Consider the following 25113-nt stretch of genomic DNA (forward strand, 5'->3'; position numbering starts at 1 on the left):
CGCCCAACTCAGGAGACACGCATGCTGGCCGGCGTCATAGCGGCGCCCGGCGAGGCCGCGGTCACGACCGCGGAGCGTCCCGACCCCGGTCCGGGTCAGGTGCTGCTGCGCCTCGAGGGCTCGGGCGTGTGCGCGTCGAGCCTGCCGATCTGGGAAGGCCGCGAGTGGTTCCAGTACCCGCAGGCGCCGGGCGCGCCCGGGCACGAGGGCTGGGGCCGCGTCGCCGCGGTCGGCGCGGGCGTCAGCGGGCTCAAGGAAGGCGACCGGGTCGCCGCGCTGACCTACCGAGCACACGCCGAGTACGACCTTGCCGACGCGTCGGCGGTGGTGCCGCTGCCCGCGTCGCTCGACGGCGTGCCGATGCCGGGGGAGCCGCTCGGCTGCGCGGTGAACATCTTCCGCCGGAGCGGCATCGAAGCCGGTCAGACCGTCGCCATCGTCGGCATCGGCTTCCTCGGCGCGCTGCTCACCCAGCTTTGCGTGAACGCCGGCGCCCGCGTCGTCGCGATCACGCGGCGCCCGTTCGCGCTCGACATCGCGCGCCGGGCCGGCGCCGCCGAGACGATCGTGATGGACGACCATTGGCGCGTTCTCGAGGAGGTCAAGCGCCTCACCGACGGGCGCTGGTGCGAGCGCGTCATCGAGTGCGTCGGACTGCAGTGGCCGCTCGATCTCGCGAGCGAGATCACCGGCGAGCGCGGCCGCCTCGTCATCGCCGGCTATCACCAGGACGGCCCGCGCCAGGTCAACATGCAGCAGTGGAACTGGCGCGGCATCGACGTCGTCAACGCCCACGAGCGCGACCCGCGCCAGTACATCGAGGGCATCCGCAGCGCCGTCGACCTGATGGTCGATCGCGTGCTCGACCCGACGCCCCTGTTCACGCACCGCTTCCCGCTCGATCGGCTCGGAGAAGCGCTCGAGCTGACGCGGCAGCGCCCCGACGGCTTCCTGAAGGCGCTGGTGACGGTGTGAGCGACGCCCGCGCCGTGAGCGCCTTTTCGGGCGACTTCTCGCCCGCGCCCGGTCCGGCGCCGGCCCCGGCGCCCTCCCGCAAGCCGCGCCTGGGCTTCCTCGGCGTCGGCTGGATCGGCCGCAACCGCATGGAGGCGATTGCCGCGAGCGGGATTGCCGACGTCGCGGTGCTCGCCGACGCCTCGCCGGCGACGCTCGACCAGGCGCGGGCGGTGGCGCCCGCAGCCGCCACGGCCGACTCGCTCGAGGCCCTGCTCGCGCACGGCGTCGACGGCGTCGTGATCGCGACGCCGAGCGCGCTGCACGCCGAGCAGGCGGTGGCCGCGCTCGATGCCGGGGTCGCGGTGTTCTGCCAGAAGCCGCTCGCCCGCAATGCCGCCGAGAGTGCGCGCGTGGTTGCCGCCGCGCGGCGTGCCGACCGTCTGCTCGGTGTCGACCTCTCGTACCGTCACACCGCGGCGATGCGGCAGATCCGCGAGCTCGTCGCCGGCGGCGCGATCGGCGACGTCTACGCGGTGGACCTCGTCTTCCACAACGCCTACGGCCCCGACAAGGCGTGGTTCCGCGACCCGCAGCTGAGCGGCGGCGGCTGCGTGGTCGACCTCGGCATCCACCTCGTCGACCTCGCGCTGTGGACGCTCGACTTCCCCGCCGTCGGCGGGGTGTCGAGCCGCCTCTATGCGGGCGGCCGGCCGGTCGCCGACACCGCCAACGTCGTCGAGGACTACGCGGTCGCGCAGTTCGACCTCGCCTCGGGCGCGGTGGTGCGGCTGGCCTGCTCGTGGAACCTCGCCGCCGGCCGCGACGCCGTCATCGAGGCGACGTTCCACGGCAGCCAGGGCGGGGCGTCGATGCGCAACGTGAACGGCTCGTTCTACGACTTCGTCGCCGAGCGCTTCGACAGCACGCGGACGAGCGTGCTCGCCGAGCCGCCCGACGCCTGGGGCGGCCGGGCTGCGGTCGACTGGGCCGAGCGCCTCGCCGCCGGCCGGGGGTTCGATGCGGCGATCGAGCGCGTGGTCGACGTCGCCGCCGTGCTGGACCGCGTCTATGGCCGCTGAGATGACCCGGCACGAGGATCGGCTGGTGCTGATGACCGCCGACACGGTGGGCGGCGTCTGGAGCCACGCGCTCGAACTCGCCGGCGGCCTCGGTCAGCGCGGCGTGCGGGTCGCGCTCGCGACGATGGGCCAGCCGCTGACCGCGCTGCAGCGGCGTCAGGTCGCGCGCCTTCCGACCGTCACGGTGCACGAGAGCGAATACCGCCTCGAATGGATGGCGACGCCGTGGGACGACGTGCGGCGCGCCGGCCAGTGGCTGCTGCGCCTGGAGGCGAGCCTGCGGCCCGACGTCGTCCACCTCAACCAGTTCGCGTTCGGCGCGCTGCCGTTTACGGCGCCGACGCTGCTGGTCGCGCATTCGTGCGTGATGTCGTGGTGGCGCGCCGTGCATGGAACCGCGCCGCCCGCTGCGTGGGACCGCTACCGGCAGGCGGTGATCGCCGGCCTCGCCGGCGCGACGCGCGTCGGTGCGCCGACGCAGGCGATGCTGGCGTCGCTCACCAACAACTACGCCTACGCGGGCCGCGGCGTGGTGCTGCCGAATGCGCGCAGCGGCGACGCCTATGCGCCCGGCACCAAGGAGCCGCTGATCCTTTCGGCGGGCCGGCTCTGGGATGCCGCCAAGAACCTCGCGGCGCTCGAGGCGGTCGCGCCCAGCCTGCCGTGGCCGGTCGTGGTCGCCGGCGCCACCGCGCAGCCGACCGGCGGCGTGCGGCAGACCCGCAGCGTGCGCGCGCTCGGCGAGCTCTGCCCGGAAGGCCTCGCGGCCGAGTACGCGCGGGCGTCGATCTACGCCCTGCCGGCGCGCTACGAGCCGTTCGGGCAGACGCCGCTCGAGGCCGCGCTCTCGGGTTGCGCGCTGGTGCTCGGCGACCTGCCGAGCCTGCGCGAGATCTGGGGCGGCGCCGCCCTCTACGTGCCACCCGACGACACCGACGCGTTGCGCGCCTGCCTGATGCGCCTGATCGACGACCCGGCGCTGCGCCGCCGCTGCGCGGCCAAGGCGCTTGCCCGCGCCCAGCGCTTCACGCCCGAGCGCATGGTCAAGGCTTATCTCGCGGCCTATGACGGCATCGTCGCACCGCGCGTCCCGGCGCCGGCGCGTGCCGCGACGATCGGCCTGCAGCCGGAGACCGTATGCGCGTCGTGATCTTCTGCCACTCGCTGGCGTCCGACTGGAACCACGGCAACGCGCATTTCCTGCGCGGCGTCTGCAGCGAGCTGATCGCGCGCGGCCACGCGCTCGAGGTCTACGAGCCGCGTGACGCCTGGAGCCGCGTCAACCTCGTCGCCGAGCACGGCGAGGCACCGCTCGACGCGTTCCATGCCGCATACCCCGAGCTGCGCAGCCGCGCGGTCGACCTGGCGACCCTCGATCTGGACGAAGCCCTCGACGGCGCCGACCTCGTGCTGGTGCACGAGTGGAACGAGCATGCGTTCGTGCGCCGCATCGGCGAACACCGGCGTGACCGCGGTGGCTACCGGCTGCTGTTCCACGACACGCACCACCGCTCGGTGACCGATGTCGCCGGCATGGCCGCCTACGAGCTCGCGCACTACGACGGCGTGCTCGCGTTCGGCAACGTCATCCGCGACCTGTACCGGCGCCACGGCTGGTCGAGCCGCGCCTGGACCTGGCACGAGGCCGCCGACGTGCGGCGCTTCCACCCGATCGGCGGCGAGCCGCGCGAGGGCGACCTGGTCTGGATCGGCAACTGGGGCGACGGCGAGCGCGAGGCCGAGCTCGACGAGTTCCTGCTCGAGCCGGTGCGCGCGCTCGGCTTGAAGGCGAAGATCCACGGCGTGCGCTACCCGGCGCACGCGCTTGCTCGATTGGCCGAATGCGGCATCGCCTACGGCGGATGGCTGCCCAACCACGAGGCGCCGCGCGTGTTCGCACGCTATGGGGTCACCGTGCACGTGCCGCGCCGGCCTTACGTCGAGGCGCTGCCCGGCATTCCGACGATCCGCGTGTTCGAGGCGCTCGCCTGCGGCATCCCGCTGATCTCGGCGCCCTGGAACGATGCCGAGGCCCTGTTCAGCCCGGGCGACGACTTCCTGGTCGCGGACGACGGTGCCGCGATGCGCGCGCACCTGCGCGCGGTGCTGAACGATCCGTCCCTTGCCGCCGCGCTCGCCGAGCGCGGCCGCGCCACCATCCTCGCGCGCCACACCTGCGCGCACCGGGTCGACGAGCTGCTCGCCATCTACCGCGAGCTCGAGCCCGCGGGCGCGCTCAGCGACCCTGCCTGACTGCTTCCATGGACATCGCGTTCTTCGGATCGAGCCTCGTTTCCGCCTACTGGAACGGCGCCGCCACCTACTACCGCGGCATCGTGCGCGCGCTCCACGAGCGCGGCCACCGCGTGCGCTTCTACGAGCCCGACGCCTACGGCCGTCAGCAGCACCGCGACATCCCCGACCCCGACTGGGCCGAGGTCATCGTCTACCCGGGCGAGGGCGACGACCACGCGCTGCGCATGGTCGATCACGCGCGCGGCGCCGACCTCGTCGTCAAGGCGAGCGGCGTCGGCGTGTTCGACGCGCTGCTCGAGCGTGCGGTGCTCGACCTGCAGGGCCGGTCGACGCGCGTGGTGTTCTGGGACGTCGACGCGCCGGCGACGCTCGACCGCATCGGCCACGACGCGAGCGACCCGTTCCGCGCGCTGGTGCCGCGCTACGACCTCGTGCTCACCTACGGAGGCGGCGATCCGGTGGTGCGCGCCTACGAAGGCTTCGGCGCGCAGGTGTGCGTGCCGATCTACAACGCGCTCGACCCGACGACGCACCATCCGGTCGACGCCGATCCGCGCTTCGACGGCGACCTCGGCTTTCTCGGCAACCGGCTGCCGGACCGCGAGGCGCGCGTCGAGGAGTTCTTCCTGCGCGCCGCGGCGCAGCTGCCGGAGCGGCGCTTCCTGCTCGGCGGCAGCGGCTGGGCCGACAAGCCGATGCCGGCGAACGTGAGCTACCTGGGCCACGTCTACACCGCCGACCACAACGCGTTCAACCGCACCCCGCGCACCGTGCTCAACGTGAGCCGCGAGAGCATGGCGCGCTACGGCTTCTCGCCGGCGACGCGCGTGTTCGAGGCCGCCGGCGCCGCCGCCTGCCTGATCACCGACGCCTGGGAGGGGATCGAGCTCTTCCTCGAGCCGGGCAGCGAGGTGCTGGTCGCGCGCGACGGCGACGAGGTCGCGGCGCATGTCGAGCGCACCGACGCCGCCACCGCGCGCCGCATCGGCGAGGCCGCGTATCGCCGCGTGCTCGCCGAGCACACCTACGCGCATCGCGCGGCGCAGCTCGAGGCGCTGCTCGAGGGCCACGCCGCGCGCGCGCCGCTGGCCGAGAGCGTCGCATGAGCACGCCGAACCCTGGCGCCGGCCGCGCGGCCGGCGTGGACGCCGCATCGACGCCCGCGGCCGAGAAGCTGCGCATCGTCATCCTCGGCCTCTCGATCACGTCGTCGTGGGGCAACGGCCACGCGACGACCTACCGCGGGCTGGTGCGCGAGCTGGTGCGGCGCGGCCACGACGTGCTGTTCCTCGAGCGCGACGTGCCGTGGTACGCGCAGAACCGCGACCTCGCGAACCCGCCGTTCGGACGCACCGTGCTGTACGGCGACCTTGACGAGCTGCGCCGCGACCATGCCGACGCGGTGGCCGATGCCGACCTCGTGATCGTGGGCTCGTACGTGCCGGAGGGTGTCGCGGTCGGCGACTGGGTGCAGAGCCGGGCCACCGGCATCGCCGCCTTCTACGACATCGACACGCCGGTCACGCTCGCCAAGCTCGCCCGTGGCGACACCGAATACCTCGATCCGCGCCAGATCGCCGGCTACGACCTCTACCTGTCGTTCACCGGCGGCCCCACCCTGACGCGGCTCGAGCAGGAGTTCGGCTCGCCGGCGGCGCGGGTGCTGTACTGCTCGGTCGACCCGACGCTTTACCAGCCCGACGGCCGCACGCGGGACCTCGACCTCGGCTACATGGGCACCTACAGTGACGACCGCCAGCCGACGGTCGAGCGCCTGCTGCTCGCGCCGGCGCGCGCGTGGCCCGAAGGCCGCTTCGCGATCGCCGGGCCGCAGTACCCCGACCGCTCGCGCTGGCCGGCGAACGTGCACTACACGTCGCACCTGCCGCCCGCCGAGCACCGCGTGTTCTACAACCGGCAGCGCTTCACGCTCAACGTGACGCGCGCCGACATGATCGCCGCCGGCTGGTCACCGAGCGTGCGCCTGTTCGAAGCCGCCGCATGCGCGACGCCGATCATCAGCGACCGTTGGGACGGCATCGACACGCTGCTGGTGCCCGGCAGCGAGATCTTTCTCGCCGACACGCCGGCCGACGTGCTCGGCCTCCTGCGCGACCTGCCGGAGGACGAGCGCCGCGCGGTCGGCGAGCGGGCGCGCCAGCGCATCCTCGCCGAGCACACGGCCGCGCACCGCGCGCTCGAACTCGAGGGCTACGTCCGCCAACTCGCCAGGGGAGCCCCCGCATGAGCGCCAACAGCCAGACGGCGACGTCCGACGCGGCCGGGCGTGCCGCCGAGCAGCAGCGCCAGATCGACGCCCTCGGGCCGTGGTTCCACAACCTGCACCTGCCGAGCGGCGTGCAGACGCTGCCGAACCACTTCCTGGGCGGCGATTTCCCGAACTTCAAGTGGCAGCAGATCGAGCCGTTCGTGCCGCGCGACCTCACCGGCTGGCGCGTGCTCGACGTCGGCTGCAACGCCGGCTTCTACAGCTTCGAGCTGGCGCGACGCGGCGCCTCGGTGCTCGGCATCGACGTCGACCCGCACTACCTCGCGCAGGCGCGCTGGGCAGCGGGCGAGATGGGGTTCGCCGACGCGGTCGAGTTTCGCCAGATGGAGGTCTACGACATCGCGCGCAGCGACGAGACCTTCGACCTGGTCTGGTTCATGGGCGTCTTCTATCACCTGCGCTACCCGCTGCTGGGGCTCGACCTGCTGGCCCAGCGCACGCGCCGGCTGATGATGTTCCAGACCCTCACGATGCCGGGCGACTCGGTCTACACCGACACGCAGGACTGCCCGATCCTCGACCGCACCAAGCTGCTCGAGACCGGCTGGCCGAAGATGGCGTTCATCGAGCATCGCCTGTCCGGCGACCCGACCAACTGGTGGGCCGCCAACCACGCCGGCGTCGAGGCGATGCTGCGTTCGAGCGGGCTGCGCATCGAGGCGCGCCCGGGCCACGAGATCTACCTCTGCGTGCCCGATGCCGAGGCGGCCAAGATGCGCACGCTCTACGCGAGCCAGCTCGCCGCGGTCACCGGCGCGATCCGTGGCGACGCCTGAGGCCCCGCGCGCGGTCGGCGAGCCGGGCGACACCGCCGGCGTCATCGACCGCAACGTCGAGGCGCTGATCAAGCGGCGCCAGCAGGAGCGCGCCGAGACCACCCGCGAAGACAAGGTTGCCGACGCGATCACGCAGTTCGCCGGCAGCATGAAGTTCGTCTATCTGCACCTGGTGATCTACGGGACGTGGATCGTGATCAACCTCGGGTGGGTACCGATGGTCCCCAAGTTCGATCCGACCTTCGTCGCGCTCGCGATGGTCGCGTCGGTCGAGGCGATCTTCATCTCGACCTTCGTCATGATCAGCCAGAACCGCATGGCCAAGGTCGCCGACCAGCGCGCCGACCTCGACCTGCAGATCAGTTTGCTCGCCGAGCACGAGATCACGCGCATCCTGACCCTGGTCACCGAGGTCGCCAAGCGCATGGAGGTGCGCGAGGCGGAGGATCCGGAGCTCGACGAGCTCGCCAGGGACGTCGCGCCCGAGCACGTGCTCGACCGCATGCAGGAGACCGAGCGCAAGCTCGGCGAACAGGACGACGCGGCCTGAGGCGACCGGGACCCTGCCGACCTGCGCGGGCGTCAGGCCGCCTTGGCGAGCGGCGCAACCGGTGCGGGCGACGCGCGTCGCCCGAGTGCCCCGGCGAGCACGTCGGCGTAGCGTGCCGCCGGCAGCTTGCCGAGCTTGCCGGCGATGGCGAGCGCCGGCGGCGCCGCGAGCATGGTCTCGAAGGCGCGCCGCACGTCCTCGGCAGTGACCGCGTCGAGGCGCTCGATCAGCTCGGTGCGCGCTCGCACACGGCCGTGCACGAAGAGGTTCTGCGCGGCGTTCTCGAGCCGGCGCAGCGGGCGCTCGTCGGCGCGCAGCAGGCGCACCGCGATCTGGTTGCGGGCGCGCGCGAGGCCCACCGGATCGACGTGCCCGGCGTGCTGCGCGAGCAGCCGGCCGACCTCGACGATGTAGGCGTCGAGGTGCTCGGGCGCGGTGGTCGCCTCGATCACGAATTGACCGCCGAGCTCCATCACGTCGGCCGAGCACGATGCGTAGTAGGCCAGGCCCCGGCGCTCGCGGATCTGGTCGAGCAGCGGCGAGCTCATGCCTTCGCCGAACAGCGCGGCGGCGACCGCGCCGGCGTGGTCGTCGGCGCCTTGCGGCGGCAGCGGAAAGCCCAGCACGACGTGGGTCTGGCTGAAGCCCGGCTGGCGCCGCGCGGCCACCCCGCCGACGTAGGTCGCCGCCTCGACCGCGTTGACCGCGCCGCCCTTCATCGCACCGAACGCGGCGTCGGCCTCGCGCACCAGCGCGTCGGGGTCGATGTTGCCGGCGACGCCGACCACCACGTTCGGCGCGCTGTAGCGGCTCGCCACGTAGCCGAGCAGCTCGTCGCGGCTGAAGCGCTCGATGTTGCGGCGCAGCCCGATCACCGGCTGGGCGAGCGGATGGCTGCCGAAGCACATCTTGTCGAACAGCTTGAACGCGGTGGCGAGTGCGTCGTCCTCGTCCTCGGCGTACTCGTGGAGGATGACGTCGCGCTCGCGCTCGAGCTCGACCGCGGGAAAGGTGCTGTTCAGCACGATGTCGGCCAGCATGCGAACGAACGCCCCGGCGTCGCGCGCGAGCCCCGACATGTGGAACGCGGTGTGGTCCTTGTCGGTGTGCGCGTTGACGTCGGCGCCGAGCCGCTCGGCATCGAGGTTGATGGTCTGGCAGTCGCGCGTCGCGGTGCCCTTGAAGGCCATGTGCTCGACGACGTGGCTGATGCCGTTGTCGCGGCTGCCTTCGTGCTGGCTGCCGGCGCGCACGAACACGCTCGCGCTCGCCGTCTCGACGTGCGGCAGGCGCATCGCGACGACGCGCACGCCGTTGCCGAGGGTGGCAACGCGGAGATCGGAATCGGGGCTGAAGGTCATCGGGACAAAACCGGAGGCGCGCGGGCGTCGTGCGTATCCGCGGCACGCCCGGGCAGGGAAGTCGAACCCGCGATTGTCGTCACTGGCGCCCGGTTGCGGACGCCGAGGGGCAAGCGTCCCGGTGGCGCGCCCCGGCGCGGCCGGCGCCCCGCGCTATCGTCGGCACAATTTCACGTTTCATGGAGCAGGCATGGATGGGCTCGGACCGAGCCACGCAGATCGTTCCGCTGGCGGGACGCCCGGGCGCGCACGGCGCAACGTGGGTGGCTGACGCGACGCCGCCCCGTCCCGCCGGCGCGCGGTCCTCGGCGCCGGCCGTGCGCGTCCTCTGCGCGGTCGCCGTGCTGGCGGTGCTGCTGGTCGCCCGCCCGCTGCTGGTGCCGATCGCGATCGCGGTGCTGTTCACCTTCGTGCTCGCGCCGGCGGTGCGCGCGCTCGGCCGGCGCGGCGTTCCCGAGTACGTCGGCTCGGCGCTCGTCGTCGCCTCGCTGCTCGCCGGTGTCGCGCTGATGGCATGGATGGTCGCGGCTCCGGCGGCCGCCTGGTGGTCGCGCGCGCCGGCGACGCTCAACGGCCTTCTCGAGGCGGCGCAGCGCTGGCGCAGCGAGGTCTGGCCGATCGCGCCGGGCGCGCCGGCTGGCGCGAGCGGCGGCAGCAGCGCCGAGGACACGCTCGGCGAGCAGCTCGCGACCCAGGGCTTCAGCTTCACCCGCATCGCGGTCGGCGAGGCGCTCGGCTTCACGCTCTCGTCATCGGCGGTGGTCATCCTGCTGTTCTTCATGCTCGCTTCGGAACACTGGCTGGTCGCGCGCACGCTCGAGGCGATCCCGCGCCGCCGCACCCGCGCGCTGCTGCTCTCGGGCATCCGCGAGTCGCAGCGCGACATCGGCCTCTTCATCTGGACCATGAGCCTCGTCAACGTCGCGCTGGGCATCGCGACCGGGCTCGCGCTCTGGGCGATCGGCCTGCCGAACCCCGTGCTCTGGGGCACCGTCACCGCGCTGTTGACCTTCGTGCCGTACCTCGGGCCGCTGGTGGTCACGCTGATGTTGATGCTGGCCGGCAGCGTGGCGTTCGGCGTCGGCTGGTCGATGTTCGGCCCGCCGGCCGCGTTCCTGGCGCTGCACGCGGTCGAGGCGAACTTCCTCACCCCGCTCATCATGGGCCGCCAGCTCAGCCTGCCGCCGGTCTTCGTGTTCCTCTCCGTGATGGTGCTCGGCTGGCTCTGGGGCGTCGCCGGCGCGTTCCTCGCGGTGCCGCTGCTGCTGGGCCTGCGCGCGCTGTGCCGGCGCGTGCGGCGCGGCCGCACCGTCTGCCGCTATCTCGACGGCAACGGCACCGCCGTACCGCCCCTGCAACGCCTGCTGCAGGCGGAACCTGCCGGCGCCGGGCGCGTCGGAGCAGGGCGGAGCCAGCCATGAACCTGCCCGTCACGGCTCGCGAGCCAGGGCGGGCCGCCCCGGCGCGGGCACATGGCTTGCCGCCGGACCCCATGCCCGTTTGCAGCCCGATGCGCATCGCCTACGTCACCGAGACCTACCCGCCGGAGCTGAACGGCGTGTCGCTGACGGTCGAACGCAGCGTCGCGTTCCTGCGCGGTCGCGGCCACCACGTCCAGCTGATCCGCCCGCGTCAGCCCGGCGAGGCGGCGCGCGACGACCGTGACGAGTGGCGCACTGGCGGGCTGCCGATCCCGATGTACCGCGACCTGCGCTTCGGCCTTGCCCTGCCGGGTGCCGTGCGGGCCCGCCTCGCAACGTCGCGTCCCTCGCTCGTCCACCTCGCGACGCCGGGGCCGCTCGCCTGGGCCGCGCTCGGCGCCGCGCGTTCGCTCGGCATCCCCGTCGCGTCGGAGTTCCGCACCAACTTCCACCAGTACAGCCGCTTCTACGGCCTCGGCGCGCTCGCCAGTCCGATCGAGGCGCTGCTGCGGCGCTTCCACAACCGCAGCACGCTAACGTTCGTGCCGACGCATGCGCTCGAGCGCGAGCTCGGCGCGCGCGGCTTCGAGCATCTGGCGGTGGTCGGCCGCGGCGTCGACACCACGCGCTTCGACCCCGCGCGCCGCAGTGCCGAGCTGCGCGCGGCATGGCAGGTCGGCGATGCGCCGGTGCTGATCACCGTCGGCCGCATCGCCGCCGAGAAGAACGTCGAACTCGTGCTGCGGGCGTTCGCCGCCGCACGCGAGCGCCGCGCCGGGTTGCAGCTCGTCGTCGTCGGCGACGGGCCGCTGCGGGCGAAGCTGGAGGCGGCGCATCCCGAGGTGCGCTTCGTCGGCGTCAAGCGCGGCGACGAGCTCGCGGCCTGCTACGCGTCGGCCGACGCGTTCGCGTTCGCGAGCCTCTCCGAGACCTTCGGCAACGTCACGCTCGAGGCGCTCGCGTCCGGGCTGCCCGTGGTGGCGTTCGACGTTGCCGCGGCGGCCGAGCACGTGGTCGACGGCCGGTCGGGCGCGCTCGTGCCGGCCGGCGACGACGCGGCGTTCATCGAGGCCGTCGCGCGCGTTGCGACGCTGCCTGAAGCCGAACTCGCGGCGATGCGCACCCGCGCGCTCACCGCCGGGCGCCAGGCGCAGTGGAGCGACGTGCTCGGGCGGCTCGAGGCGCACCTGCACGCGGCCGCCGCCGCGCCTCACGAAAGGTCCGAGCATGTCGCGGCTGCGGCCTGACGCCTACCCCTCGTGGGCCGAGCGCGACAGCTCGGTCGCGCGCTGGATGCACGGCGCGTCGACGCGCGACTGGGTGGTGCGCGTGCTCGACGCCGTCAGCCGCATCGGCGACGGCTGGGTCTGGTACATCGTGATCCTCGCGCTGCCGTGGTTCGGGCGCGAGTCCGGCACCGCGTGCGCGATCCGCATGGCCATCGTCGGCCTGGTCGACCTCACGCTCTACCTGATCATCAAGCGCTGGATCGCGCGACCGCGGCCGTGCCGGGCCATACCGGGCGTGCGCGCCTGCAGTCGGCCGCTCGACGAGTACAGCTTTCCGAGCGGGCATACGCTGCACTCGGTGGCGTTCAGCGTGATCATCACCGTCTACTACCCGGTGCTCGCCGTCGTCGTGTGGCCGTTCACGCTGCTGCTCGCGCTCTCGCGCGTCGTGCTCGGCCTGCACTACCCCAGCGACGTGATCGTCGGCGCGCTGATCGGGGCGTTGATGGCCGGCATCAGCTTCAACCTGCTGTAGCCGCCGGCGCGACCCGCGCCAAGGCATCGACCACCGTCAGCGCCTGGCGCGTCGCGAGGTGGCGCTCGAGGATGCGCTGCCACGAGCGCCGGACCGCCGCATGGTCGGCGTCGCGCGGGTGCAGTTCGATCCGCAGCAGCGGGTTGGCGCGCTCGGCGCGCTCGACCACGGCGGCCCACACCACCGACGAAGCGCGCCGCCACGCCGCCGAGGTGCTGTAGACGACGCTCTGGCTGGTGAGCCGGCGCCGTTCGCGCAGCAGGTGGATGTGGCGCAGCGTGCTCGTGTAGCGGAAATCGAACGCCCCGAGCGCCTGCCAGGCCCCCGGCCCGAGCAGCCACGCCGGCGCGACGAAGCCGTGCAGCGGCCAGCCGTTCGCGGCGAACCAGTCGATGCCCAGCTGCAGGCGCCGCGTCGCCTCGGCCGCGTCGAGCGCCGAGAACTCGCCTTCGCCGCGCGTGTAGCTGCGGCGCCGGATGCGGTCGACGAAGCCGCTCGCGTCGCGGGTGTCGTCGAGGTGGGTGAGGCCGTGCAAGGAGAGCTCGTCGCCGGCGCGGCTGCGCTCGCCGAGCCACTGCTCGAAAGCGGCGCTCGGGGTTTCGTGGTGGTAGCGCGGCACCGCGAGCAGGGTCAGCGGCACCGGCGCGACCTCGGTGACGGCGCGCATGACGCGCTCGCAGGCGGCTCGCGTCGAGGTCGCGACGTCGTGGAGCACGACGCAGAGCACGGCCGCGGGCCGCGCGGCGGGGCGGTCGCGGTGCCGGCGGGCCGCCCCAGTCGCGTCCGCCGATGGGTCCGGCGCGTTCATCGGAGCGGCGCGTCGGCGGCGATGCCGGCTGCGGTCGCCGGCGCGCGCTCCGGGCCGGAGTCGAGCAGACGTTGGTAGCGCGCCGCGAGCTCGGGCAGCACGCGGTTCCAGTCGTGGCGCTCGGCGCGCGCGCGAGCCGCGGCCCGGCAGGCCGCGACGTCGGCATCGCGGAAGAACGCGTCGATCGCGGCGGCGAAGTCGTCGGCGCTGCCGCCGTCGACGCAAGCGCCGACGCTCGCATCGACGAGTTCGGCAAGCCCCTCGGCGCGCCGCGCGATCACCGGGGTTCCGCACGCCATCGCCTCGAGCACCGACAAACCGAAGGTCTCCTGGTCGCCGGCGTGCACGAACGCGTCGGCGCTCGCGATCAGCGCCGCGAGCGCCGGCGCGCCGGCGACGAACGGGACGATGCGCACGCGCTCGCTCCCCGGTGGCGGCGTCGGGCCCGCGCCGACCGCGAGCAGCACGTAGCGCGCGCCGAGCTTGCACACTGCTGCAGCAAGCACGTCGAGGTGCTTTTCCGGCGCGAAGCGGCCGGCGAACACGAGCAGCCGCGCGTCGTCGCCGACGCCGAGGGCGACGCGAGCGTCGCGTGCCCGCCGCGCCGGGTGGAAGAGGGCGCTGTCGACGCCGAGCGGCTGGCACTCGGCACGATCGACGCCCCATGCCCGCAAATGGCGCGTCATGCTCTGGCTTGGTGCGAGCACCGCGTCGAAATGGCGGTACAGATGCGCCGCATACCGCCGCGCCGCCGCCCCGGCCCACCGCCCGCCCGCGAGCTGCGCCATGCGCTCGAGGTTCGAGTGGCAGTAGGCGACCGCGGGAACACCGAGCGCCTGCGCGGCGTCGAGCGCACCCCAGGCGACGCGATAGGGGTCGCCGCACTCGACGAGGTCGGGCTCGAGGTCACGCAGCGCCGCCGCGACCGCGCGTCGCGACACCGGCAGGCGATAGCCGCCCGAGCCGGGGATCGGCAACGACGGCAACACCGCGCGCACCGGGCTCGACGGCTCCGGCGCCGCCGGATCGCTGCCGCGCGGCACCGCAATCGTGTGGCGCCAGCCCGGCTGCACGGCCAGCCACGCGTGCTTGGCGTGCAGATAGCGCCGCACGCCGCCGCCCGTCGGGCTCCAGAACATCGTCGTGTCGACGACGTGGCAATCGCGCGCGGGGCGGGTCATGGGACGGATGGGAGGCGAAGGGCAGCCGCACGCGCGGCGAGCGCGACTGTAGCGGCGTCGCTCGGAGGGCGGGCGATCGGGTGGCGCTGCGGTTGCGCGCGCGACGGCGCCTGTTGCGCCACCTCGCGGCAGCTCGAACCGCGTTGCGGCTGCGGCCGGGACGATCAAGCGGTCGAGCCTCCGGCCACGCTCGGGGTGGGTCGGCTGCAACGCGCGCGCGGGGTGAACGGTGTTGCAGAGGGGCTTGGCACGCGCTGTCCAGTTCGGATGCTCGCGCGGTCTTACCCAGCCGCGCCGCCTTCAAGACCTTGCACGGCTGCGCCGTATCGCGACGCCGTCGCGTTCATGGGGAGGCGTTGAAAAGCCGCCGAGCAAGCTTTGCCAGAAGCGAAATCGGCACCGCTGCGGGTGCCGAATCGAGCCCTTCAGAGTTCTCCATCGACGGCATGACGCCGCCGACAGCGAACCCGGGCGGGCGTGGTGCCCGCCGCCTGCGTTCAGCGGCTGCGGCCGATCATCCAGCCGAGCGCCAGCGCGATCGAGACTGCCGCGACCGGGTTCTTGCGAACGGTCTGGCGCAGCGCGTTCAGCACCTCGTCCTGCATGTCCTCCATGCCGCGGTCGCCGAAGCGCAGGCGCTCGCTGGCACGGGCGGCGACGTCCTTGACGCGGTCGACCACCGGGCCGATCGAGTCGGCGACCTTGTCGACCGCCGCATGCGCCTGCATCGCCGTGCGCGTGACGGTGGCGTCGCGGTATTCGGTGCCGGAGCCGCTCGAGCCGCCGGCGCCCGACGAGCCGGACATGCTGGCGGAGGTGGGGAAGGAGACCGGGTCGTTCGATGTGGTTGCGTTCATGGGCACCTCGTTCAGGGAAATGGGGAGGCCGTGCGGCAGCGACCGCCGCACGGCTGGGGCTCGTCGAGCTCTACTCGACTTGCCCGGCGGTTGCGCCGAACACCGCAGTGACGCCGCCGCTGCTGCTGCCGCTGCCGCCCGTAACGGCGTCGCCGAGCAGCACGCCGCGGCGCTCGGCGAGGCGCTCGCCGAGTTCGCCCAGGTCCATCTTGCGACGCCGGCACTTCGGGAACATCTCGGTCTCTTCCTCCTCGACGTGGTGCTGCACGTATTCACCCAGCACCTTCACCTTGGCGTCGTAGAGGTCCTGATCGGGCTCCATCGCGCGGATCTGCGCGATCAGGTCCTTGGCCGAGTCGTGCTCGACCTTGGCTTCGTCGAGAAGGTCCTCGTCGTCGTCCGACAGCGCCTCGCGGGCCGCCGGGTAGAAGATTTCCTCCTCGATCTGCGCGTGCACCTCGAGCATCTTGCAGACCCGCTCGGCGAGCTGCTTGCGCTCGGTGGCCTCGGCCTCGCGGTCGGCGAGCTCCTCGTACTGATCGAACAGCTGGCGCACCTCGCGGTGGTCCGCGGTGAGAAGCTTCACCGCGTCGAGCGGCCCGCGCGCCAGCAGCTCCGTAACCGACTTGGCCGCAGTCTTGCGGGCGGCGGCCTTCTTGGCGGGAGCCTTCTTGGCCGCCAGGGCTTTCTTGGCTGGCGCGGCCTTCTTCACGGCCGTGGCGCCCGTATTTCTCGTCGAGTCTGCCTTCTTCGCGGGCGCCGCCTTCTTGGCGCTCGCGCTGGTCTTCTTCGCTGGGGTCGTCTTCTTTGCCGGGCTCTTCTTTGCAGCTGCCTTCTTCGCAGTGGCCATCGGGGACTCTCCTCGTTGCTGTTGGATGACCCGCCCACGTTAGGCGATCAGGCAGCTCGAATGAAGCTGCCGGACGCAAGAAACAGATTCTTCCTACACGCTCGCGGCGAGCTCTTCCCGGGCGCTGCTGCCGCGCGTGGCCGGATCGTCGATGAGGGCGCTTGCAGCGGCGCTGCGTTCGGCCTCGACGCGGCGCTGGATGCGCTTGAACGCGGCGAGCGACTGCCCGACGACCTGGTCCATGTTGTAGTACTTGTAGGTCGCGAGGCGCCCGACGAAGGTGACGTTGTCCATCGCCTCGGCTTCGTCCTCGTAGAGCTTGTAGATGGCGGCGTTCTCGGGGCGCGGCACCGGGTAGTACGGGTCGCCCTCGGCGCGCGGGTACTCGTACACGACCGAGGTGGTGGGGTGCTTCTGCCCGGTGATGTGCTTGAACTCGCTGATGCGGGTGTAGGCGTAGTCGTTCGGGTAGTTCACCGTGCCGACCGGCTGGAACTGCTCCTGCGGCACGTTGACGTGCTGGAACTCGAGGCTGCGATACGGGAGCTTGCCGTGCTTGAAGTTGAAGAACGCGTCGATCGGCCCGGTGTAGACCATGTGGCGGTACGGGATCAGCTCGACGATCTCGCGATAGTCGGTGTTCAGCATCACCTTGATGTTCGGGTGCTTGAGCATCTGCTCGAACATGCGGGTGTAGCCGTGCAGCGGCATCGCCTGGTAGGTGTCGGCGAAGTAGCGGTCGTCGCGGTTGGTGCGGGTCGGCACGCGGGCGGTCACGCTCGCGTCGAGCTCCGACGGGTCGAGCGCCCACTGCTTGCGCGTGTAGCCGCGGAAGAACTTGTTGTAGAGGTCGCGGCCGACCTTGTTGACGATCACGTCCTCGGAATTGCGGATCACTTCCTTCTTCTCGGCGACCGACTCGAGCCATTCCTCCATCTGGAACGACGTGAGCTCGAGGCCGTAGAGCTTGTTCACGGTGTCGAGATTGATCGGCATCGGAACCATCTGACCGTCGACGCTCGCCAGCACCCGGTGCTGGTACGGACGCCACTGCGTGAACTGCGACAGGTAGTCGAAGATGTCGGCCGAGTTGGTGTGGAAGATGTGCGGCCCGTAAGGGTGGATCAGCACTCCGTGGTCGTCGTACTTGTCGAACGCGTTGCCGCCGATGTGCGGGCGTTTGTCGACGATCAGCACGCGCTGCCCCAGCACGTTCGCCAGCCGTTCGGCGAGCACGGCGCCCGCGAAACCGGCGCCCACGATCAGCGTGTCGAAGCCCGATCCACCCGGGACCGCATTCGAGGCTGCGCTGCGAAATACCGAACTGCCTTTATCCACGAGATGCTTTCTTTGCTGACACGGCGCCGATCGGCCGCTGGTCGGAAGGGCAAGTGCTGTGCCCGGCGCACGCGCCAACTCGGGGCGAGGGCGCACGACGCTGCGTGGGCATGGCCGTTGCCGTCGGGTGTCCGAGCGGCCGAGGCTGCGCAGACAACGACGCCCGAATGAGCACGCACATCCCGCCCGACGTTCGCCGGCTCCAACGCCACTTCGACCGCCGGGGCGCGTCGCCTCACGCGTCGAGCGCTGCCCCATCGCGGCATGGTGACCGCGCCGCCGCGGCGCCGCCGGGTCGCTGAGGCCGTCGGCCTCGCTCCCGCTCATCGCGAACCCCGTCCATGTCCAAGGAAATCGAAGCGTTCGTCGAGGAAGACGACGGATCGTTGCCGGAGAGCCAGGTCGCCAAGAGCGGCCTCGACTTTCCGGTGATCGGGCTCGGTGCGTCGGCCGGTGGTCTGCAGACGCTGATCCGTATCTTCGAGGGGCTGCCGGCAGCGCCCGACATGGCGTTCGTCGTCATCCTGCACCTGTCGCCGCGCCACGAGAGCAAGGTCGCCGACATCCTGCAGAAGTCGACCCGCATGCCGGTGCGCGAGGTCGCCGGCGACGTGCCGATCGAGCGCGACCACGTGTACGTGATCCCGCCCAATCGCGAGCTGCACATGGTCGACGGCAAGCTCGGCGTGCGCCCGAGCCGACGCACGCGCGGCCCGCACGTGGCGATCGACCTGTTCTTCCGCACGCTGGCCGACGCGCACGGCGACCGCTCGATCGGCGTCGTGCTGTCGGGCACCGGCGCCGACGGCTCGGTCGGCATCGCGCGGCTGAAGGACCAGGGCGGGCTCGTGCTCGCGCAGAGCCCGGAGGACGCCGAGTACGAGGGCATGCCGAGCAGCGCGATCGCGACGGGCATGGTCGACTTCGTGCTGCCGACCGCCGACATCCCGCAGAAGCTGCTCGACCTCTGGCGCAACGCGCGCTCCCTGAAGATCCCGCAGCCCGAGATCGCGCGCCTGAGCGCCCAGCCGGAAGACAACCCCGCGATCGCCGAGGCCGCGCTCGACGAGGTGATGGCGATCCTGCTGCGCCGCACGGGTCACGACTTCAGCCACTACAAGCGGGCGACCGTGCTGCGTCGGATCGAGCGCCGCATGCAGGTCTGCGGCACGCCCGATCTGCCCACATACCGGCAGCACCTGCGCCAGCACGCGGCCGAGGCGCCGGCGCTGCTCGGCGACATGCTGATCGGCGTCACCAACTTCTTCCGCGACCGCGAGGCGTTCGAGGCGCTCGAGCGCGAGGTGATGCCGACGTTCTTCGACGCGAGGTTCGCCGACGAGCCGCTGCGCGTCTGGGTGCCCGGCTGCTCGACCGGCGAGGAGGCCTACTCGATCGGCATGCTGCTGCGTGACGAGGCCGCCCGCGCCGAGGTCGCGCGGCCGGTGCAGGTGTTCGCGAGCGACATCGACGAGGCGGCCCTCAGCGTCGCGCGCGACGCGCTCTATCCCGGCGCGATCGCGACCGACGTCACCGTGGCGCGGCTGCGCAGCTTCTTCGTCAAGGAGGACGCCGGCTACCGCATCAACCGCGAGCTGCGCGAGCACGTGCTGTTCGCGCGCCACGACATCCTGCGCGACCCGCCGTTCTCGCGGCTCGACCTGGTGAGCTGCCGCAACCTCCTGATCTACCTCGACAAGGCGGCGCAGAACGACATCCTGCAGATGTTCCACTTCGCGCTGCGCCCGGGCGGCTACCTCTTCCTCGGCAGCTCGGAATCGGCCGACGCCGCGCCGCGCCTCTTCACGGCGGTGGACAAGCGCTTGCGCATCTACCGTTCCAATGTCGACGTGCGCTCGACCCGCACGCTGCCGACGTTTCCGCTCGGCAGCGTCGCCCGCAGCCCGCGCCTGCGACCCGTCAAGCCGCCACTGGCGGGGCCGCGCAAGCGCTCGATGGCCGAGCTGCACCAGCAGCTGCTCGAGGAGCACGCGCCGCCGAGCGTGATCGTCAATCGCGACGCCGAGATCATCCACCTGTCGTCGCGCGCCGGGCGCTACCTGCGCTTCGGCGGTGGCGAGCCCTCGCACCGCCTGCTCGACGTGGTGCAGCCCGAGCTGCGCAGCGAGCTGCGCACGCTGCTGTTCCAGGCCACGCTGTTCAGCAAGGGCGTCGAGTCGCGCCGGGTCGACGTCAGCCGCGACGGCCAGCTCGCCCACGTGAAGATGACGGCGCGCCCGGTCGAGCACCCGGAGCTGCCCAACGACCTGCTGCTGGTGCTGTTCGACGAGGTCGAGGTCGCGCCGCCGGTGCTCGACGGCGACGGCAACCTGCCCGAGAGGGACCCACTGGTGTTCCAGCTCCAATCGGAGCTGCAGAGGAAGGACGACCAGCTGCGCGCGACCATCGAGCAGTACGAGAGCTCGGCCGAGGAGCTCAAGGCGTCGAACGAGGAGCTGCAGGCCATCAACGAGGAGCTGCGCTCGACCACCGAGGAGCTCGAGACCAGCAAGGAGGAGCTGCAGTCGACCAACGAGGAGCTGATCACGGTCAACCAGGAACTCAAGATGAAGGTCGACGAGACGACCGACGTCAACGACGACCTGCAGAACCTGATCGCGGCGACCCAGATCGCGACCGTCTTCGTCGATGCGGGAATGCGCATCAAGCGCTTCACGCCGGCAGCCAGATCGATCTTCAACATCATCGACAGCGACGTCGGCCGCTCGCTGCTCGACATCACGCACAAGCTGCTCTACCCGACGCTCGCGGACGATGCCGAGCAGACCTTCGCGACGCTGCGCCCGATCGAGCGCGAGGTCGAGAGCACCGACGGCCGCTGGTTCCTGGGGCGCGTGCTGCCGTATCGCAGTGCCGACGACCGCATCGGCGGTGCGGTGCTCACCTTCGTCGACATCACGTCGCGGCGGCGCGCCGAGCACGGCATGCACATCGGCGAGGCGCAGATGGCGCTGGTCGCGGCGAGCATGCCCGACTTCGCGATCATGACCCTCGACCGCGAGGGGCGCTTCACGAGCTGGAGCGCGGGTGCCGAACGCGTGTTCGGCTGGAGCGAGGCCGAGGTCATGGGCGAGTCGTTCGAGCGCCTGTTCCTGCCGGCGGATCGCGAACAGAAGATCCCGGAGCGGGAACTGCAGCGCGCCGCCGAGAGCGGGCGTGCGAGCGACGACCGCTGGCACGTGCGCAAGGACGGCTCGACCTTCTTCGCCAATGGCGTGACCACGCCGCTGCGCACCGGCGGTCTCGAGGGCTTCGCGAAGATCGCGTTCGACGCCACCCGGAAGATGAACGAGGAGCACGCGCGCCAGCACGAGCTTGCCTCGGCACGCATCGACAAGGCGCAGGCGCTCGCCGACAGCGACCTCAAGAGCGAGTTCCTCGCGGTGATGTCGCACGAGCTCAAGCACCCGCTCAACCTGATCAACGTCAACACGCAGGTGCTGATGACGCTGCCGGAGGCGCAGAACGTCGCGCCGGTCATGAAGGCGGCGCGCACGATCCAGCGCACCGTGCAGAGCCAGGCCCGCATCATCGATGACCTGCTCGACCTCTCGCGTACCCACGCCGGCAAGCTGACGCTGGAGCGCCAGCCGCTCTGGCTCGGCGACGCGCTGCAAACCGTGCTCAACGGCGCCCGCCAGGAAGCGACCGCCAAGGGCCTCGAGTTCCACTACACGCCCGATCCGGAGCCCCTGCTGGTCGACGGCGACCTGGTGCGCATCGAGCAGATCGCCTGGAACCTGCTCAGCAACGCGATCAAGTTCACCAAGGTGGGCCGCATCGACGTGGCGCTGCGCCGCGATGGCGAGCAGGCGCTGCTCGAGGTCGCGGACAGCGGGCGCGGCATCGCGCCGCAGTTCGTTCCGCACGTGTTCGAGATGTTCCGCCAGGCCGATTCGCAGACCACCCGCGAGGCCGGCGGTCTCGGCATCGGCCTTGCGCTGGTGGCAGGGCTCGTCGATCTGCACGGCGGGCGCGTCGCCGCCGAGTCGCCCGGGCTCGGACTCGGCTCGACGTTCCGGGTCTGGCTGCCGCTCCATGAGCGAACCGATCTCGGCGCGCTCGAGCCCGAGTTGCCGTCCGAGCCGCGCATGAAGGGCGTGCGGGTGCTGCTGGTCGACGACACGACCGACACGCTCGAGACGTTCAGCTTCCTGCTCGAGGCCGACGGCATGGTGGTGCACACCGCCTCGAGCGGCGCCGCGGCGATCGAGCTCGCCACCAGTCACGAATTCGACCTCGTGATCTCCGACATCGGCATGCCCGGGATGGACGGCTACGAGCTGATCCAACGCCTGCGCACGATGCCGTCGACGGCGCGCGTGCCGGCGATCGCGCTCACCGGCTACGGCCGTCCGCAGGACGTGCAGCGCGCGCTGGCGTCGGGCTTCTCGGCGCACCTCGACAAGCCGATCGACTTTTCGCAGCTCGGTCGCGTGTTCGATCAGCTGCTGCGCTCGCGCCGCTCGGAAGCGCCGAGCGGCCAGCCGCCGCGGCGCCGCTGAATCCGGGGCCGGCGCGGCGGCGAAGGCCGCCAGCGCGCGGCCGCTGTCGACGTTCGAAAGGAGAACCATGCCCACGTCCACGAAAAAGACCAGCCCGACCGCCGAGAAACAGCGCAGCATCCAGCGCGAGCAGGACGCGCGCGACAGCGCACCGGCCAAGAAGGCGCCCGCCAAGAAGAGCGCGGTGCAGGCGGGCGCGCGGCGCCAACCCGAAAAGCTGCCGGCCCAGCACATCGCCAAGCCGGGACACGAGTCCGAGCTCGAGCTGCGCCCGCGCTACATGGCGCCCGACTACCTCGGCAGCAGCAAGCTCGATGGCTTCGCGGCGCTGATCACCGGGGCCGACTCGGGCATCGGTCGTGCGGTGGCCGTGCTGTTCGCGCGCGAGGGCGCCGACGTCGCCATCGCGTACCTCGACGAGCACGACGACGCCGAGGAGACCAAGCGGGCGGTCGAGGCCGAGGGGCGACGCGCCATCCTGATCGCCGGCGACGTGAAGGACCCGGCGTTTCCGGAGCGCGCGGTCCAGGAGACGCTCAAGGCATTCGGCCGCCTCGACGTGCTGGTCAACAACGCTGCGTTCCAGGAGCACGCGGAGTCGCTGACCGACATCAGCGACGAGCGCATGGAAGAGACCTTCACGACCAACATCCTCGGCTACATGCGGATGGCGCGCGCCGCGCTGCCGCACCTGAAGGAAGGCGCCTCGATCATCAACACCGGCTCGGTGACCGGGCTCGAGGGCAGCTCGCGCCTCCTGGACTACTCGGCGACCAAGGGCGCGATCCATGCGTTCACCAAGTCGCTGGCATCGAACCTGATCGGCAAGGGCATCCGCGTCAACGCGGTCGCGCCGGGGCCGGTTTGGACGCCGCTGAATCCGGCGGATTCGCCCGCCGAGCAGGTCGGCGAGTTCGGCTCCAGCACCGACATGAAGCGCGCGGCGCAGCCGGAGGAGCTCGCGCCCGCCTACGTGTTTCTCGCCGCGCCGGCCTGCTCGGGCTACATCAGCGGCATCGTGCTGCCGGTGACCGGAAGCGTCGGCGCGATCTGAGCGGCGAGTGCTGCGGCGGTCAGGCCGCGCGCTCGACCGCCGCGAGCAGGGCGGCGAGCGCGTGGCCGTCGACCGGCTTGGCGAAGTGCTCGTCGAAGCCGGCGGCGAGCGCGTCGGCGCGGTCCTGCGGCTGGCCGTAACCGGTGATCGCGACCAGTCGCGGCGCCGGCGCGACACGCTCGCGGATCGTGGCCGCGAGCTGGTAGCCGTCCATGTCGGGCAGCCCGACGTCGAGCAGCGCCACGTCGGGCCGCTCGAGCGCGAGGCGGTCGAGGGCATGGCGCGGGTGGTGCTCGACCACCGCCCGATGCCCGAGCTCGCCCACCATCATGGCGAGCATCTCGGCGGCGTCCTCGTTGTCGTCGACGATCAGCACGCTCAAGGTGTGCGCGCCGGGTTGCGCCGTGGTGCCCGCGTCGTGCGCTGCAGCTGCCGCGCGCTCGACCGGCACGATGCGCGGCAGCGTGACCGTGAAGCGGCTGCCGTGGCCGGGCCCCGCGCTTTCGGCCGCGACGCTGCCGCCGTGCAGCTCGACGAGGCTCCTCACCAGCGGCAACCCGATGCCCAGCCCGCCGGCGGCGCGATCGCGTGCGCGCTCGGCCTGCACGAAAAGGTCGAAGCAGTGCGCCACCAGCTCCGGCGTCATGCCCTGGCCGCTGTCGCTCACCGAGAGGTGCACCGTCGCCGCGTCGACCGCGAGGTCGATCGCGATGCGACCGCCTTCGGGCGTGTACTTGGCCGCGTTGGTGAGCAGGTTGGTGATCACCTGGACCAGACGCTTGGCGTCGCCGAACACCAGCACGCGCCCGGGCGCGGTCGACACCGTGAGCTGGTGGCGGCGCGCCTCGATGACGGGGCGAACCTGCTCGACCGCCTCGCCCACCGCGCGCTGCAGGTCGAGCTCCTCGCGCGCGAGCGTGACCTGTCCGCGCGTGACGCGGGCGACGTCGAGCAGGTCGTCGACCAGCGCGACCATGTGGCGCACCTGGCGATCGATGATCGCGCTGGCGCGCTCGATCTTGGCCGCGTCGCCGTGCGCGACCTGCAGCACGTAGGCGGCCGCCGCGATCGGCGCCAGCGGGTTGCGCAGCTCGTGCGCGAGCATCGCGAGGAACTCGTCCTTGCGCCGGCTCGATTCGAGCAGCGCCTGCTCGCGCTGCACGTGCTCGGTGATGTCGATCATCACGCCGATGTGGCGCTCCCACTCGGCGTCTTCGCCGCGTTCGCTGGTCGCCATGCTCTTGACGTGGCGCACCGACCCGTCGGGCAGACGGATGCGAAAGCTGTGTTCCATCGCGCCATCGGCCGCCAGGCTCGCGTCGATCGCCGACTGCATGCTGGTCACGTCGTCGGGGTGCAGGCGCGCGAAGAACTCGTCGGCGTGGCGCCCCTCGTGCTCGGCGAACGCGTAGATCTGCGCGGTGCGCTCCGAGCGCTCGATCTCGCCGGTTCTGAAGTTCCAGTCGAAGGTGCCGAGCTGGGCGATGCGGAGCGCCACTTCGGCGCGCAGCTGCGCCTTGCGCAAGGCCTGCTCGACGCGCCACTTCTCGGTGACGTCCTCCGTGCGATGCGCGATGCACAGCAGCTCGCGGGCCGGGCCGAAGATCGGCGTGCTGCGCGCGCTCCACCAGCGCTCCTCGAAGACGCGGCTGCCGTCGGCCTGCACGACGGTGATCGGGTAGCGCTGCAGCGGCAGCGTGTCGGGAGCGCCGGTCGCGAGCACGCGGCGCAGCGACTCGCGCAGCGGCGCGACGCCCGTGTCGCCGGCATCGTCGGGGTTGCCGGGAAACGCGGCGAACAGGCGCTGGCCGACGAGGTCGTCGCGGCTGCGTCCGACGGCGTGCAGGAACGCATCGTTCACCGCCAGGATGACCGGATCGTCGCTCGCCGACAGCAGGTACTCGCCGACCGGCGACTGGTCGAACGCGAGGTGGTAGACCGAAGCGTCAAGCATGCGTGGACTCGGAGGAGCCCGGAGCATACGTGCGGCTCCCAAACGGTGCAGAGGCCGGGAGCGTCCGGAACGCGGCACCACGGGGATGCCG

General features: G+C 71.9%; 20 protein-coding genes. 13 read left to right on the forward strand and 7 right to left on the reverse strand.

All coding sequences use genetic code 11. From position 1 onward, the window contains the following. Nucleotides 1-21 precede the first annotated feature (21 nt). From HQN59_RS07215 to HQN59_RS26015, 8 genes are read left to right on the forward strand one after another with little or no spacing between them, the layout of a single operon-like run. Nucleotides 22-975 (forward strand): MDR/zinc-dependent alcohol dehydrogenase-like family protein, encoded by a 954-nt coding sequence (locus tag HQN59_RS07215; RefSeq protein ID WP_176067622.1) that lies wholly within the window; start codon nt 22-24, stop codon nt 973-975. Then, on the forward strand, nt 972-2036 hold the full coding sequence (locus HQN59_RS07220; RefSeq protein WP_342451147.1) for a Gfo/Idh/MocA family protein: 1065 nt from the start codon (nt 972-974) through the stop codon (nt 2034-2036). The genes HQN59_RS07215 and HQN59_RS07220 overlap by 4 nt, the downstream gene beginning before the upstream one ends. After that, on the forward strand, nt 2026-3186 hold the full coding sequence (locus HQN59_RS07225) for a glycosyltransferase family 4 protein (RefSeq protein ID WP_176067624.1): 1161 nt from the start codon (nt 2026-2028) through the stop codon (nt 3184-3186). Before HQN59_RS07220 ends, HQN59_RS07225 begins: the two co-directional genes overlap by 11 nt. Then, nucleotides 3174-4289 carry a CgeB family protein gene (locus tag HQN59_RS07230; protein WP_176067626.1) on the forward strand — a complete coding sequence of 372 codons (1116 nt, stop codon included), beginning with the start codon at nt 3174-3176 and terminating at the stop codon, nt 4287-4289. Before HQN59_RS07225 ends, HQN59_RS07230 begins: the two co-directional genes overlap by 13 nt. 8 nt (nt 4290-4297) lie before the next feature. Further along, nucleotides 4298-5398 (forward strand): CgeB family protein, encoded by a 1101-nt coding sequence (locus tag HQN59_RS07235; protein WP_176067628.1) that lies wholly within the window; start codon nt 4298-4300, stop codon nt 5396-5398. Continuing rightward, nucleotides 5395-6540 (forward strand): CgeB family protein, encoded by a 1146-nt coding sequence (locus HQN59_RS07240; RefSeq protein WP_176067630.1) that lies wholly within the window; start codon nt 5395-5397, stop codon nt 6538-6540. Before HQN59_RS07235 ends, HQN59_RS07240 begins: the two co-directional genes overlap by 4 nt. Next, a complete protein-coding gene (locus tag HQN59_RS07245; protein WP_176067632.1) occupies nt 6537-7358 on the forward strand; it encodes a TIGR04290 family methyltransferase in 822 nt (273 codons plus the stop codon). Before HQN59_RS07240 ends, HQN59_RS07245 begins: the two co-directional genes overlap by 4 nt. Next, nucleotides 7345-7908, forward strand: a complete 564-nt coding sequence (locus HQN59_RS26015) for a DUF1003 domain-containing protein (protein WP_342451148.1) — start codon at nt 7345-7347, stop codon at nt 7906-7908. Before HQN59_RS07245 ends, HQN59_RS26015 begins: the two co-directional genes overlap by 14 nt. Nucleotides 7909-7940: 32 nt before the next feature. On the opposite strand, the gene HQN59_RS07255 is transcribed toward HQN59_RS26015, so the two are convergent. After that, nucleotides 7941-9269 carry a M16 family metallopeptidase gene (locus HQN59_RS07255; protein WP_176067636.1) on the reverse strand — a complete coding sequence of 443 codons (1329 nt, stop codon included), beginning with the start codon at nt 9267-9269 and terminating at the stop codon, nt 7941-7943. Nucleotides 9270-9586: 317 nt separating this feature from the next. Here HQN59_RS07255 and HQN59_RS07260 point away from each other — a divergent pair, with 317 nt between their 5' ends. From HQN59_RS07260 to HQN59_RS07270, 3 genes are all read left to right on the forward strand, one after another. Next, the gene (locus HQN59_RS07260) at nt 9587-10690 is read left to right on the forward strand and encodes an AI-2E family transporter (RefSeq protein WP_176067638.1); all 1104 of its coding nucleotides are present in this window, start codon (nt 9587-9589) and stop codon (nt 10688-10690) included. An 89-nt stretch (nt 10691-10779) separates the two neighbouring features. After that, nucleotides 10780-11937, forward strand: a complete 1158-nt coding sequence (locus tag HQN59_RS07265) for a glycosyltransferase family 4 protein (protein WP_176067640.1) — start codon at nt 10780-10782, stop codon at nt 11935-11937. Next, nucleotides 11918-12454, forward strand: coding sequence for a phosphatase PAP2 family protein (locus HQN59_RS07270; protein WP_176067642.1), 537 nt, complete (start codon nt 11918-11920; stop codon nt 12452-12454). Before HQN59_RS07265 ends, HQN59_RS07270 begins: the two co-directional genes overlap by 20 nt. On the opposite strand, the gene HQN59_RS07275 is transcribed toward HQN59_RS07270, so the two are convergent. The 5 genes from HQN59_RS07275 to glf all read right to left on the reverse strand — a co-directional run bounded on the left by HQN59_RS07275 (nt 12441) and on the right by glf (nt 17488). Then, nucleotides 12441-13262, reverse strand: a complete 822-nt coding sequence (locus tag HQN59_RS07275) for a DUF2334 domain-containing protein (protein WP_176067644.1) — start codon at nt 13260-13262, stop codon at nt 12441-12443. The two genes, HQN59_RS07270 and HQN59_RS07275, sit on opposite strands and share 14 nt — an antisense overlap. Further along, nucleotides 13259-14443 carry a glycosyltransferase gene (locus HQN59_RS07280; RefSeq protein ID WP_176067646.1) on the reverse strand — a complete coding sequence of 395 codons (1185 nt, stop codon included), beginning with the start codon at nt 14441-14443 and terminating at the stop codon, nt 13259-13261. The genes HQN59_RS07275 and HQN59_RS07280 overlap by 4 nt, the downstream gene beginning before the upstream one ends. 497 nt (nt 14444-14940) lie before the next feature. Then, a complete protein-coding gene (locus HQN59_RS07285; RefSeq protein ID WP_176067648.1) occupies nt 14941-15300 on the reverse strand; it encodes a hypothetical protein in 360 nt (119 codons plus the stop codon). 70 nt (nt 15301-15370) lie between these two features. Further along, nucleotides 15371-16150 carry a hemerythrin domain-containing protein gene (locus tag HQN59_RS07290; RefSeq protein WP_176067650.1) on the reverse strand — a complete coding sequence of 260 codons (780 nt, stop codon included), beginning with the start codon at nt 16148-16150 and terminating at the stop codon, nt 15371-15373. Nucleotides 16151-16243: 93 nt separating this feature from the next. Next, on the reverse strand, nt 16244-17488 hold the full coding sequence (gene glf, locus HQN59_RS07295) for a UDP-galactopyranose mutase (RefSeq protein WP_176067652.1): 1245 nt from the start codon (nt 17486-17488) through the stop codon (nt 16244-16246). Nucleotides 17489-17829: 341 nt separating this feature from the next. Here glf and HQN59_RS07300 point away from each other — a divergent pair, with 341 nt between their 5' ends. Both HQN59_RS07300 and HQN59_RS07305 read left to right on the forward strand, forming a co-directional pair. Continuing rightward, nucleotides 17830-22014 (forward strand): chemotaxis protein CheB, encoded by a 4185-nt coding sequence (locus HQN59_RS07300; protein ID WP_176067653.1) that lies wholly within the window; start codon nt 17830-17832, stop codon nt 22012-22014. A gap of 67 nt (nt 22015-22081) precedes the next feature. Then, entirely contained in the window at nt 22082-23068 is a 987-nt protein-coding gene (locus HQN59_RS07305) for an SDR family oxidoreductase (RefSeq protein WP_176067655.1), read from the forward strand. A gap of 19 nt (nt 23069-23087) precedes the next feature. Here the strand turns inward: HQN59_RS07305 and HQN59_RS07310 are convergent, their stop codons facing one another. Further along, a complete protein-coding gene (locus HQN59_RS07310) occupies nt 23088-25022 on the reverse strand; it encodes a hybrid sensor histidine kinase/response regulator (protein WP_176067657.1) in 1935 nt (644 codons plus the stop codon). Nucleotides 25023-25113: the final 91 nt, after the last annotated feature.

The organism is Rhizobacter koreensis (assembly GCF_013366375.1).
GTDB lineage: Bacteria > Pseudomonadota > Gammaproteobacteria > Burkholderiales > Burkholderiaceae_C > Schlegelella_A > Schlegelella_A koreensis.

Excerpts from the sequence above, each read along its gene's own strand:
- HQN59_RS07215 (WP_176067622.1), top strand. The coding sequence starts at position 22 with ATGCTGGCCGGCGTCATAGCGGCGCCCGGCGAGGCCGCGGTCACGACC.
- HQN59_RS07225 (WP_176067624.1), top strand. The coding sequence starts at position 2,026 with ATGGCCGCTGAGATGACCCGGCACGAGGATCGGCTGGTGCTGATGACC.
- HQN59_RS07230 (WP_176067626.1), top strand. The coding sequence starts at position 3,174 with ATGCGCGTCGTGATCTTCTGCCACTCGCTGGCGTCCGACTGGAACCAC.
- HQN59_RS07235 (WP_176067628.1), top strand. The coding sequence starts at position 4,298 with ATGGACATCGCGTTCTTCGGATCGAGCCTCGTTTCCGCCTACTGGAAC.
- HQN59_RS07240 (WP_176067630.1), top strand. The coding sequence starts at position 5,395 with ATGAGCACGCCGAACCCTGGCGCCGGCCGCGCGGCCGGCGTGGACGCC.
- HQN59_RS07245 (WP_176067632.1), top strand. The coding sequence starts at position 6,537 with ATGAGCGCCAACAGCCAGACGGCGACGTCCGACGCGGCCGGGCGTGCC.
- HQN59_RS07255 (WP_176067636.1), bottom strand. The coding sequence starts at position 9,269 with ATGACCTTCAGCCCCGATTCCGATCTCCGCGTTGCCACCCTCGGCAAC.
- HQN59_RS07265 (WP_176067640.1), top strand. The coding sequence starts at position 10,780 with ATGCGCATCGCCTACGTCACCGAGACCTACCCGCCGGAGCTGAACGGC.
- HQN59_RS07270 (WP_176067642.1), top strand. The coding sequence starts at position 11,918 with ATGTCGCGGCTGCGGCCTGACGCCTACCCCTCGTGGGCCGAGCGCGAC.
- HQN59_RS07275 (WP_176067644.1), bottom strand. The coding sequence starts at position 13,262 with ATGAACGCGCCGGACCCATCGGCGGACGCGACTGGGGCGGCCCGCCGG.
- HQN59_RS07280 (WP_176067646.1), bottom strand. The coding sequence starts at position 14,443 with ATGACCCGCCCCGCGCGCGATTGCCACGTCGTCGACACGACGATGTTC.
- HQN59_RS07285 (WP_176067648.1), bottom strand. The coding sequence starts at position 15,300 with ATGAACGCAACCACATCGAACGACCCGGTCTCCTTCCCCACCTCCGCC.
- HQN59_RS07290 (WP_176067650.1), bottom strand. The coding sequence starts at position 16,150 with ATGGCCACTGCGAAGAAGGCAGCTGCAAAGAAGAGCCCGGCAAAGAAG.
- HQN59_RS07300 (WP_176067653.1), top strand. The coding sequence starts at position 17,830 with ATGTCCAAGGAAATCGAAGCGTTCGTCGAGGAAGACGACGGATCGTTG.
- HQN59_RS07305 (WP_176067655.1), top strand. The coding sequence starts at position 22,082 with ATGCCCACGTCCACGAAAAAGACCAGCCCGACCGCCGAGAAACAGCGC.
- HQN59_RS07310 (WP_176067657.1), bottom strand. The coding sequence starts at position 25,022 with ATGCTTGACGCTTCGGTCTACCACCTCGCGTTCGACCAGTCGCCGGTC.